The following is a 10,840-nucleotide window of genomic DNA, read 5'->3' as shown; positions in this document are numbered from 1 at the left end:
TTATGAAAAAAATTCGCATATTGATTGTTGATGATGCCAAGTTCATGCGTGACCTGGCGCAGAAGACCCTGAAATCAGAATACCCTGAAGTCGACACCATGGAGGCAACAGATGGCCGCAAAGCTCAGGCCATCCTGCAACAGCACAGTTTTGATCTGGTGCTGTGTGACTGGGAAATGCCTGAGATGACCGGTATCGAACTACTGGAATGGACTCGTGCCCAAGACAACCTGAAAGTGTTGCCTTTTATCATGGTCACTAGCCTGGATAAAAAAGAGCGTGTGGTAGAAGCGCTCCAGGCCGGTGTGAATGACTATATTGCCAAGCCCTACAATGCTGAACAGCTGATTGGCAAGGTTCTCAAGCAACTGGTTAAATCCGGCTGCATCAGCCAGGCAGACATTGCCAATATGGGTCGTAAGGATCGGGTGCGTGCTGCTGGAGGAGCAGAATTACTGGCTGGTGCTGCTGCACCAGCGGTAACAGCCAGAAAACCCCCGCGCCAGCCACCGCGCTGCAAGGGACTGCTGAGCTGGGGTGAGCGCCGCTCTGCCGTCATGGTGCGAGAGATTAACTTGCAGGAGGCAGTGCTGGTCTGCAAATGCTCTCAGAGTCTGCCAACCCTTGCTGCGGAAGTTACACTGGCATTGGCTGCCGGATCAGAAGAAAACAGCATTAAAGTTACTGTTACCGGTTTTATTTCCAGCCTGCAGCTGGCAGAGCGCAAGCCTGAAAGCGAAAACGCCATCATCAAACTGCTACTGCTTTCGCAGGATCAGGAGACCATGGCTCAGTTCAGAAAGTTTTTGTCACTGATCGGTTGAAATATTAATTCTGGATAGCGGGAAGTGACAGGTGAAACAACTACCCTCACCTAACTGGCTAGCAATACCCAGCCGACCGCGATGACGTAGCATCACGTGTTTGACTATAGCCAGCCCAAGACCTGTACCTCCGGTATTGCTTGAGCGCCCCTGATCCACCCGGTAAAAACGCTCAGTCAAGCGCGGTAGGTGTTGCGGATCAATCCCGACACCCTGATCCACCACATCCAGATGTGCACCGGTATGATCATGATACCAACGCAGACGTATTTCGGTGCTTGCTGGTGTGTATTTCACCGCATTAAATACCAGATTGGAAAAAGCACTACGCAGTTCTTTTTCTGAACCATACACCTTCAGATGGTCATCGGCTTCCAGCAAAATTTGATGTTTATTACCCGATAAGGCCAGTGCATCATTCCGAATGCTTTTCAGTAACTCCTGGACAGCTATCGGCTCAACTTCTGGCTCAAAATCACTGGTTTCCAGCCGCGACAGGGTCAGCAGATCCTCAACCAGATGCTCCATGCGGGCAGACTGCTGACGCATTAAGGTCAGCCCACGCAGCCATTTCTGGGGCAGTTGATCTGCATGGTCACTGAAAGTTTCCAGAAAACCGGATAAAACTGTCAGGGGTGTGCGTAATTCGTGCGAGACGTTGGCAATAAAATCCTGTCGCATCCGCTCAAGTCGCTGCATCCGGGTAAAGTCGCGGATCAACATCAAACGTTCGTTTTCACCAAACAGAGTGACCTGATATTCCAGCGTACGCCCTTCAGCAATCGGGGAAGGTATAATCAACGGCTCGGTGTAGCGCTGTTTGTCAAAATACTCAACAAAACGAGGCTCACGCAGCAGGTGAGTAATTGGATGCCCTCGGTCACTGGGGCTGCGCAAACCAATCAAATCTTCAGCGGCTTTGTTCCACCACTCCAGATCCCCTTTACTGTCGATCATCACTACGCCATCTTTTAACGCCTGGCTCGACTCCTGAATACGATCCAGCGTCTGTTTCAGACGGAACTGGCTTTTCAGTTGTTGACGCTGATAGTGATAAATGGCATCAAAAATTTCGCCCCATAGGCCCTTTGTTTCCGGCGGTTCTGCCTGAGGTTTCTGCAGCCAGTTGTGTAAACGCCAGAGCTGGCGGATATGAATCAGAGAAAAATAAAGGCTACCCAGCAGGGCGCCAACCAGTGGATATCCCAGTACCCAGCCCGCCAATGCACCAAGCACCAGCAGCAACAGCAGGCGACGTAACTCCCTGTGGACTAGTTGTTTCACGGGTGGCTCAGGTCCTGGTGGAAAAACGGTATCCCGTACCCCGAACGGTCTGTACCAACTGTTCGTGTTCCGGCCCCAGTGCTTTGCGTAAACGACGGATATGCACATCAACGGTGCGCTCCTCTACATACACATTACCACCCCAGACTTGATCGAGTAGCTGGCTGCGTGTGTAAGCTCGCTCTTGATGGGTCATAAAAAACTGCAGCAGACGGAATTCGGTAGGGCCTACTTCCAGTGGTTGATCATTGGAGGTCACACGGTGGCTGATTGGATCCAGACGCAGGCCATTCACCTCTACCATTTCTTCTACACCTGCCGGGGTGGCACGACGCAACACCGCTTTAAGACGGGCAACCAGTTCACGCGGTGAAAAGGGTTTGGTAATGTAATCATCCGCACCCGCTTCCAGTCCAAGGATTTTATTATCTTCCTCGCTGCGGGCGGTCAGCATGATAATGGGGGTTTCTGCAGTGACTGGATCCCGTTTCAGACGACGTGCAAATTCAATACCGCTGGTGCCGGGCATCATCCAGTCCAGCAGTATCAGATCCGGCTGTTGATCCACCACCAGAGAGTGTGCCTGCTGTGCATCTTCAGCTTCCAGGCAATGATAATCTGCCATTTCCAGTGCCACGGCGATCATTTCACGGATCGGTGCTTCATCATCAACGATGAGTACGGTTTTGCTAGTCATAACGGATTCCTGTCTTACACTTGTATATGTGTTTCATCCGTATTACAACCAGAATAAATGACAGGATGATGACAGCGCCACTCAAACCAGCTCAAACGCTTAGATAGTCCAATACCAGTGCAATAAATAGCAGCATTCCTGCATAGTGGTTATTCAGAAACGCCCGCAGGCAAGGCCCACGCTGCCGATCACGAATCAGCCATTGCTGCCAGACAAAAAAGCCAGCCATCACAACCAGCCCACAATAAAAGATCACACCACGACCAAAAGCCATACCTGCGGCCACCAACAACACCAGTGTCAGCAGCTGCAACAGACCAATCATCAGGCGATCATACTGCCCAAACAACACGGCGGTGGATTTGATGCCGATTTTTAAGTCATCTTCACGATCTTCCATCGCATAAGCTGTGTCATAAGCCACTGTCCACACCAGATTGGCTGCAAACACTAACCAGAGCGCAGCTGGCAGGCTGTTTGCCTGAGCCGCAAAAGCCATAGGAATCGCCCAGGAAAAAGCGGCACCCAGCACCACTTGTGGCAGGTGGGTGTAACGCTTCATAAAGGGGTAACTGGCTGCCAGCAGCAGCGCAAAGGGGGTCAGCAAGAGTGTTAACCGATTGGTGAACAGCACCAGCACCAGTGCGGCCAGGCATAACAGCGCGAATAAAACCAAAGCTTCCCGTGCGGTGACTTCCCCAGTAGCCAGCGGGCGTTTGCAGGTACGTGCCACATGACCATCCAGATGGCGATCGGCATAATCGTTGATCACACAACCGGCGGCACGCATCAGGATCACACCCAGTACAAAAATGATCAACACCCGCAGATCAGGAACACCGCTTGCCGCAAACCATAAAGCCCAGAGGGTTGGCCATAACAACAACCAGGTGCCAATCGGGCGATCCAGCCGCATCAGCCGGATAAAAGCGGGCAGACGCTGATGCCAGGGCAGGTTGTGTGTTACAGGTTCAGGTGTTGATGTCATACCGCTGTTTCCCCGCTAAACCCAGTTGATCCGCCATGGGCTGTAAAAAATGTTCGGCCACCAGCAATCGTAATTGTTGCCCGTAAAAAATTGAGGCACGCCCCCACAGGCTTGCCAGTGGCAGTTGCCCCGGTGCACAAAACCTCAAGGCACCCCGTTGGATTAATGGATCACTGAACAACACATGCCCTAGCGCTTGACTCCCCACCTGAGTCACCCGACGGCGCAAAATACCGCGATCATCCAGTGGTAATAAGGAGCGAGCAAAAACCCAGGGTTGTCCGTCGACTTCCAGCAATACCTGGCGCACCCAGATACGCTGATGGCTGCAGCCCAGCCAGTCGCGCTCCGACTGCTGCACTCCGGTGATACCCTCTGACAACACCCGAACATTAAAGCTCTGTTTTGCATGGCTTTTAAGGCGTAGTGTCAGTGATCCTTGTTCTTGTAACCAGCTGCGCCAGGCACCTGCCGGAGCACCTGTCAAATGAGCAGCATCCCGCCATTGTGGCGGTTTGTGCAGGTGCATCTGCTGTGACACCTGAGCAGTCAAATTCATAAAAACCCAATCGGCTTTCAGCGGTTTATAATGGCTCGGGATTCTAACACAAGGACTGCCACATGCCTTCCGTACAACAAGATGCTCCACTGATTATTGTCGGCTCCGGTATGGCCGGATACCAGCTGGTCACAGAGCTACGCAAACTGGGTGATATGCGCCCCATTCATCTGCTGACTCAGGACGGTGGCGAGGTGTATTCCAAACCGCTGCTATCCACCGCGCTGGCAAAAAAACTGTCCCCTGAGCAACTGGTGAGCGCCAGTGCTGAGCAGCAGGCGGAAAAATTACAGCTGCAAATCCACACTCTTACTCAAGTCACTGGATTGGATACCAACCGCCATGAGTTACAGCTGGGCAGCCAAACTTTAAGTTATGCACAACTGGTTTTGGCTACCGGCGCTGAAGCCCTGCTTCCTCCTTTAAGCCTTCCAGCACCCGACGGTGCACTGCTGACCATTAATGATTTGGATGATTACCGTCGCTTCCGTCAGCAACTGCAGCAGCAACCCATCACCCTGCTCGGTGGTGGACTAGTGGGCGTGGAGATGGCACAAGATTTGTTAAATGCCGGTTATCCCGTCACCCTGATTGCCCGTGGTGAACACCTATTACAGGGTTTGATCCCACCCCCTGCTGCCAAATTATTAGAAACTGCTTTGCAGCAACAAGGATTGATCCTGCACAAAAACACCAGCATTACCAGAATCACCGGCTCAGCCGGTCACTGGCAGCTGTACACGGATCAACAGCAAACCCTGCAGGCATCCTTGATCCTAGCGGCGACCGGATTACGCCCACGCATTAAACTGGCCGCCGATGCAGGTATTACCACCGGGCGGGGGATCTGTGTGAATCGTCAGCTGCAAACCAGTGCAAGTAATGTGTATGCACTGGGCGACTGTGCCGAAATAAACGGACAAAACCTGATGTATGTACAACCCTTGATGGCTTCGGCACGGGTTCTGGCTGCGGTACTGCACGGGGATAACAACGCCCATCTGCAACTGGATGCCTTGCCAGTGCTGATTAAAACTACCCGTTGCCCGGTGGTTGCAGCACCACCACCCCAAGGATGCAGGGGCGAATGGTGTTATGAAATAGAAGAAGACAGTGTGCTGGCAGAATTTTATGGTCAGCGGGCGGAAGGTGAAACAGATCAACTACTGGGGTTTGCACTGGCAGGTAAAGCAGTCAGACAAAAAGCCCGCTTAACCCGTGAAATGCCACCCCTGTTAAGCTGATGGATTAAAAGTTGAGCTGACTTATTAAAACAAGTGTTTTATTCTGGGCGCTTCTTTTGCCAACTGGATTGAACCACCATGCTGAAACTGAAATTTTTACTCTGGATGCTCGGATTATTGTTGAAGCGTGCCTGGCGCAAGGATCAGGCGTTTCTTGAGGAGCTGCAAAAGCAGTCCCTGTGTTTTGTGATCAAAACCAGTGACCAGAAGCTGGCTCGCACTTTTTCTCTGCAAGCGACCGGTATCAGCATTCAGGCTACCGACTCAGCTACAGCCGATCTGAAACTGGTATTCAACAGCCCGGCAGATGCCTGGAGCACCCTGACCAGCAAGGATAAAAATGCCTTCATGCGGGCGATACAGGAAGGCCAGGTCAAGGTAGAAGGAGATTACAAACAACTCTTTCACCTGCAAAGCCTGATGAAACACCTGAAGGTTTAACCTCCGTTAATCATCGGCCTCTTCATCCTGCAACAACTGGCGGCGTTTGGCTGCCAGCTGCATGGCACGGCGCTGTTGATAACGGCGCAAAACAGCAATCACCAGTGCTATAGCCAGCATCACCAGCAGCACACGGATTTGCCAATAACCCGCCTGAGCACGCCCCAGCCAGGTTTCCAGCACCACAATCAGCGTGAATCCAACAGCCTGGGAAACAACAGCCCAGAAGCGCAAGGGATCTTTCAGCATATCCAGCTCCAGTTTGGTTAAAGGATGACAGCCCAGATCAAACTGGCTACCCTTACGGCTTTGATTGATCCGGTTCCAGTCAGTTAGAGGATATCCCACCCCATGTTTTCTTTTCGGTTTCTGTGTTCAGCGGCACTGGGCATTACACTGCTGAGCAGTTTTTCCCTGCAGGCCAATACACCAGGCAGCTCACTCCAGCAGGTCGAACAGACATCGGTAATGCAACTACCCGAACCGATACAGCACTTGCAAAACCAAGGGCTGAATATTGTACGCGAATTTCCTGTCGGCGCTTCGCTGAAAGGCTGGGTGGTTAATTTTGAAGGACGTGATCTGGTGGTTTACACCACTCTGGACGGTGAGTTTCTGCTGAATGGTGTACTGCTGGATGCACAAGGCAAGGACTTGACCCAAGAGCACCAGAACACCTGGCTGCCAAAACCCGGCTGGGATGACCTGCAAAACAGCCACTACATCACTGAAACCAGCCAGCAGGAACAGGGCGACAGCAAAACCATCTACATGTTCTTTGATCCCAACTGCCCCTTCTGCCATCTGGCCTGGCTGGCACTGCAGCCTTATCGCCTGCAAGGGCTGGAAGTCCGCTGGATTCCTGTTGCTTACATCAAACCCGATAGCCGTAATCGTGCAGCAGCCCTGCTGAGTGCCGCACCGGAACAACAGGCAGTGCTGCTGCAGAAGAACATGGAGACCTTCGGTCAACCGCTGCCGGAACTGGATAAAGCGCCGGATGCCAGAACGCGAGAACAACTACAGGCCAACATGGATTTGATGCAATCCATGGGTATTAACGGCACACCCGGCTGGGTGTGGCAGGATGCCGAAGGTGAAATGCAAACCCACACAGGTATGCTGCGCCTGCCGCGTCTGCCGGAAATCACCGGCCTGCCTGCACAGGAACACCCGGAACCTGTGCTGATGCGTTTCCGTTGAGAAAGGACTGATTTTTCATGGAAGCACTCACCCTCGGCCCGTTATTGCTGCCCTTCAGCCGCCTGCCGGGGCTGGTTGCACTTATCCTGCTGCTGCTCAGCACTGAATTACTGGATAAACGCTACCCCGGTCTGGCTCGCTGGGGTTGGATCACTGCCCTGGTTGCTGCTCTAAGTGCCCGCATGATTTATGCCTTTGGTGCACCAGCTGCCTACCTGAGTGAACCCTGGACACTGCTCTACTTCTGGCAACCCGGTTACAGCTGGTGGGGCGCATTGCTGGGTGGACTGATTTTTACACTGGTGTACTTGCAGCGGCATGCCGCATTAAGACGTGTGGGTGCAAGTATCTTTGCCACAACAGCCATTCTTAGCCTGCTGGTACTGGCTTTACTGCCTGCTCCGCAAGGTAAGGGTGACAGCCTGCCAGAATTACGGGTTTTTAATCTGGATGGGCAGGAGCTACGCCTGAATGAACTGGCCGATGGTCGCCCGCTGGTGATTAACCTCTGGGCGACCTGGTGCCCACCCTGCCGCCGTGAAATGCCCATGCTGATGGATTTTGAAGGCGACCCAAGGGTACAGATCCTGCTGATCAACCAGGGCGAAAGCCTGCTGGCAGTGGAGCGTTACCTCACCGATCAACAGCTGGAGTTCAGCCTGCCATTGATCGACCCGGAACAAAATGCCATGAACCACTTTGCCGCCCCCGGCCTGCCTGCCACCCTGTTTTATTCTGCAGATAGCCGGATGGTGGATCGCCACTTCGGTGAAATCAGCCGTGCCCAGATCGAACAGTTTATCCGTCGCCAGGCATCCGCTCTGGACAATTAAAGGTAAGGCACCTACAATTCCTGCCTCTCAAAAATGCGCTCGTAGCTCAGCTGGATAGAGTACTGCCCTCCGAAGGCAGGGGTCGTGGGTTCGAATCCCGCCGAGCGCGCCATTGCTTTTCGATGCTTTTCTCTAAGCCAAGTCTCCCTGCACTCTTGTAATGAAAGAGGAGTGCAGTCATGGTTAAAATCGTACTTTCAATTCCCGGGCGAGCCCATAACCTGCTACAAACCAGTATCCACCAGGACATGCAATGCCTCTAACCCTCAGTCAACTCGAACGCCACCTTTTTAACGCCGCTGACATTCTGCGCGGTAAGATGGATGCCTCTGAATTCAAGGAATACATCTTCGGTATGCTCTTCCTGAAGCGCTGCTCAGATGTCTTTGAAGAGCGCCGCGAGCTGGTGATTGCCGACCATATAGCCAAAGGCAAATCCGTGGCCGAGGCGACAGAAATTGCCGAGCATCGGTTGTGGTACAAAAAATCCTTCTATGTTCCTGAGCACTCCCGCTGGAGCTATCTGGTCAGGGAAGCCCACAAGAATGTCGGTGATGCCCTCAACACGGCCCTGGGTGGTTTGGAACAGGGCAACACCAGCCTGCAGGATGTATTGGAGCATATCGATTTCAACCGCAAGGTGGGTCAGAGCAAGTTACCCGACCTCAAGCTGCGCGGATTGATCAACCACTTCAATCAGCACCGTTTGCGTAATAGTGATTTTGAGTTCCCGGATCTGCTGGGTGCCGCCTACGAATACCTGATTGGTGATTTTGCCGACTCCGCCGGTAAAAAAGGCGGTGAATTTTATACACCTCGTTCAGTAGTACGCATGATGGTACGCCTGCTCAAGCCTGAACAGCATCACCGTGTTTATGACCCCTGCTGCGGCTCTGGCGGTATGCTGATTGCTGCCAAGGAGTGGATCGACGAACACGGCGGTGAAGGCTACCGGCTGGACTGTTACGGTCAGGAGGCCTCCGGCACCGTGTGGTCGATTGCCAAAATGAATATGCTGCTGCACGGCATCACCACCGCCAGCCTCGAAAATGACGACACCCTGGAAAAACCCCGCCATGTTATAGATGGTGAACTGCAACGCTTTGATCGCATCCTCACCAATCCACCGTTTTCCATTAACTTTGGCAGCAAGGATGAAGACCAAAGCGGCCAACCCGTCTACCAACCGCTGTTCCGTAGTGAGCGCTTTCGTTATGGCGAGGTTCCACTGGGCAGTAAAAAAGCCGACCTGATGTTTCTGCAACACATGCTGGCGGTTTGTGCTGAGGGTGGCATCGTCGCTACCGTACTGCCGCATGGTGTGTTATTTCGCGGTGGTGATGAACAGAAAATTCGTAAAGGCATCATCGAAGACGACCTGCTGGAAGCCGTGATCGGCCTGCCGCCCAACCTCTTCTATGGCACCGGTATACCGGCCTGCATTCTGATACTGCGCCAACGCGTCAGTGAAGGAGCGCAGCAAGTCAGCAGCAAGCACCCAAACAACCAGGGTAAAACTCTGTTTATCAATGCTGACCGGGAATTCTTTGAAGGCCGGGCACAAAATTACTTGATGCCCGAACACATCGAAAAAATCGCTACCGTCTATGAAGCCTTTACCGTGGGGGAAGAGCAGGAGATCCCTGGCTTTGCCTGCATCGTAAGCACCGACACCCTGCGCAAGAATGGCTACAACCTGAATATCCGCCGCTATGCCGACAACGCCCCGCCGCCGGAGCCTCAAGATGTTCACGCCCATCTGGTGGGAGGAATTCCCGAAGCGGAAATTCAAGCCAAACGCCCCCTGTTCCAGGCGCAGGGATTAAATCCTGGTGATCTTTTGCAACCCAAACCCAACGACCCCGGCTACCAGTTGTTTAAAGATGCACTGAGCCAAAAGACAAACATCAAACCCGCCATTGAGCAGAATGCAGGGCTGCTGAACAAGGAACAAGCCTTGCGAACCGCCTTTAACGCCTGGTGGCAAAAACATAGCCAAAACATTACCGCCCTGGCTGAGAACCGCCAGTATGCAAGCCTGCGTCAAGAGCTGCTCAACAGCTTCAGCAAAAGCCTCAAACCCATCGGGCTGCTGGATGATTTTCAGATCAGCGGCATGATTGCAGGCTTCTGGCATCAGCAAAAATACGACTTCTTAACCCTGATGGCGCGTGATAGTCGTGGTGTGGTGGATGCCTGGCGTACCAGCATTATCACCGCGATGGAAGACAAAAATCACAAGGACGACCCCCTGGAGCACAAGCTGGTGAAGTTGCTGCTGGATGGCAGCCTGAGCGAGCTGGAAAAATTGGAAAACCGCAAGGCCGAGCTGGATAGCCAGATTAAAGCCGCAGAGGAACAGCTGCCCAAAACCAGCGATGGTGATGAGGAAGAGGGCGATAGCGACCAAGAACCCCTGAGCGCCGAAGACCTGGCCAAGCTGGAAGCGCAGATTAAAGCCTGGAAAAAAGAACGCACCGCCAACGCCAAAAAGCTGAAAGACAAGCAGGCCGCCTTGCCAGAGGAATTGAACAGCCGTGTGGATGCCCTGGACAAAAAACAAGCCAGCGAGCTGCTGCTCAAAACCCTGCAACAGGATATGCACGCCATTGTTGAGCGGTATATCAGCGCCCAGCGGCAACAGGTGATAGCCGCTTTTGAGAACTGGTGGGATAAGTATCAGGTGACACTGACGGAGATTGAAAAGGAACGGGATCAGGCGGCGAAGCAGTTGGCTGGGTATTTGAAGGGGCTGGGGTATGTTTGA

General features: G+C 53.0%; 11 protein-coding genes and 1 tRNA gene. 7 read left to right on the top strand and 5 right to left on the bottom strand.

Annotated features, from left to right (window positions below; all coding sequences use genetic code 11):
* The coding region (locus tag IBX50_RS13450) for a response regulator (protein WP_292256629.1) at positions 1 to 824 on the top strand (824 nt) is incomplete at its 5' end.
* Here the strand turns inward: IBX50_RS13450 and phoR are convergent.
* The 4 genes from phoR to IBX50_RS13430 all read right to left on the bottom strand — a co-directional run bounded on the left by phoR (position 810) and on the right by IBX50_RS13430 (position 4,322).
* Positions 810 to 2,108 carry a phosphate regulon sensor histidine kinase PhoR gene (phoR, locus tag IBX50_RS13445; RefSeq protein ID WP_292256627.1) on the bottom strand — a complete coding sequence of 433 codons (1,299 nt, stop codon included), beginning with the start codon at positions 2,106 to 2,108 and terminating at the stop codon, positions 810 to 812. The two genes, IBX50_RS13450 and phoR, sit on opposite strands and share 15 nt — an antisense overlap.
* 7 nt (positions 2,109 to 2,115) lie before the next feature.
* On the bottom strand, positions 2,116 to 2,805 hold the full coding sequence (gene phoB, locus IBX50_RS13440; RefSeq protein WP_292256625.1) for a phosphate regulon transcriptional regulator PhoB: 690 nt from the start codon (positions 2,803 to 2,805) through the stop codon (positions 2,116 to 2,118).
* Positions 2,806 to 2,896: 91 nt separating this feature from the next.
* On the bottom strand, positions 2,897 to 3,793 hold the full coding sequence (gene ubiA, locus IBX50_RS13435; protein ID WP_292256623.1) for a 4-hydroxybenzoate octaprenyltransferase: 897 nt from the start codon (positions 3,791 to 3,793) through the stop codon (positions 2,897 to 2,899).
* Complete coding sequence (locus IBX50_RS13430; RefSeq protein ID WP_292256621.1) at positions 3,777 to 4,322, bottom strand: chorismate lyase; 546 nt, start codon at positions 4,320 to 4,322, stop codon at positions 3,777 to 3,779. The genes ubiA and IBX50_RS13430 overlap by 17 nt, the downstream gene beginning before the upstream one ends.
* A 92-nt stretch (positions 4,323 to 4,414) precedes the next feature.
* Between IBX50_RS13430 and IBX50_RS13425 the strand changes: the two genes are divergently transcribed.
* Both IBX50_RS13425 and IBX50_RS13420 read left to right on the top strand, forming a co-directional pair.
* Positions 4,415 to 5,596 carry an FAD-dependent oxidoreductase gene (locus IBX50_RS13425; RefSeq protein ID WP_292256620.1) on the top strand — a complete coding sequence of 394 codons (1,182 nt, stop codon included), beginning with the start codon at positions 4,415 to 4,417 and terminating at the stop codon, positions 5,594 to 5,596.
* A 78-nt stretch (positions 5,597 to 5,674) separates the two neighbouring features.
* Positions 5,675 to 6,037, top strand: a complete 363-nt coding sequence (locus IBX50_RS13420; RefSeq protein WP_292256618.1) for an SCP2 sterol-binding domain-containing protein — start codon at positions 5,675 to 5,677, stop codon at positions 6,035 to 6,037.
* Positions 6,038 to 6,043: 6 nt separating this feature from the next.
* Here IBX50_RS13420 and IBX50_RS13415 read toward each other — a convergent pair whose 3' ends face one another.
* The gene (locus IBX50_RS13415) at positions 6,044 to 6,385 is read right to left on the bottom strand and encodes a hypothetical protein (protein ID WP_292256616.1); all 342 of its coding nucleotides are present in this window, start codon (positions 6,383 to 6,385) and stop codon (positions 6,044 to 6,046) included.
* 3 nt (positions 6,386 to 6,388) lie between these two features.
* Here IBX50_RS13415 and dsbG point away from each other — a divergent pair, with 3 nt between their 5' ends.
* The 4 genes from dsbG (at position 6,389) to IBX50_RS13395 (ending at position 10,840) form a co-directional block, all read left to right on the top strand.
* Positions 6,389 to 7,240: a thiol:disulfide interchange protein DsbG gene (dsbG, locus tag IBX50_RS13410; RefSeq protein WP_292256614.1), complete on the top strand. Its 852-nt coding sequence runs from the start codon at positions 6,389 to 6,391 to the stop codon at positions 7,238 to 7,240.
* Positions 7,241 to 7,257: 17 nt separating this feature from the next.
* Positions 7,258 to 8,073 carry a TlpA disulfide reductase family protein gene (locus IBX50_RS13405; protein WP_292256612.1) on the top strand — a complete coding sequence of 272 codons (816 nt, stop codon included), beginning with the start codon at positions 7,258 to 7,260 and terminating at the stop codon, positions 8,071 to 8,073.
* A 35-nt stretch (positions 8,074 to 8,108) separates the two neighbouring features.
* Positions 8,109 to 8,185: transfer RNA gene (locus IBX50_RS13400), tRNA-Arg, on the top strand.
* 141 nt (positions 8,186 to 8,326) lie between these two features.
* Positions 8,327 to 10,840: an N-6 DNA methylase gene (locus tag IBX50_RS13395; protein WP_292256610.1), complete on the top strand. Its 2,514-nt coding sequence runs from the start codon at positions 8,327 to 8,329 to the stop codon at positions 10,838 to 10,840.

This window comes from Marinospirillum sp., assembly GCF_014859565.1.
The sequence above is the reverse complement of the archived record's forward strand: the minus strand, read 5'-3'. Positions and strand labels throughout refer to the sequence as shown.